The sequence below is a fragment of the Bradyrhizobium cosmicum genome, assembly GCF_032290525.1.
Taxonomy (GTDB): domain Bacteria; phylum Pseudomonadota; class Alphaproteobacteria; order Rhizobiales; family Xanthobacteraceae; genus Bradyrhizobium; species Bradyrhizobium cosmicum_A.
Map to the genome: position 1 here is coordinate 1 of NZ_JASXTA010000194.1, position 277 is coordinate 277.

The window sequence follows — 277 nt, forward strand, 5'->3', positions numbered from 1 at the left end:
GGTTATGGAAGTTCAGCTGCGGCTGGCTGACCAGGAAGTTGTGCATGTAGTACTGCTTGCGGCGCGTGTCCCACTGCCATGCCGAGCCGCCGAAGACCGACATCCAGTTGTTTGGCGGGTTGCCGTCCGGCGCCGCGTCGGCCCAGACGTACCAGTCGGACTTTGGATTGTCGCGGCTGGAGCGGCTTTCGACGAACCACGGGTGGGCATCGGCGGTGTGCGCCATCACCTGGTCGATCATGATCTTCAGGCCGAGCGAATGGGCCTTGGCGACCAT

At 63.2% G+C, this 277-nt stretch carries 1 protein-coding gene; it reads right to left on the minus strand.

The genetic code is table 11. From position 1 onward, the window contains the following. Positions 1-277 (minus strand): alpha-amylase family glycosyl hydrolase (locus tag QSV46_RS39620; RefSeq protein WP_314964081.1); only part of this gene is annotated, 277 nt, incomplete at both ends.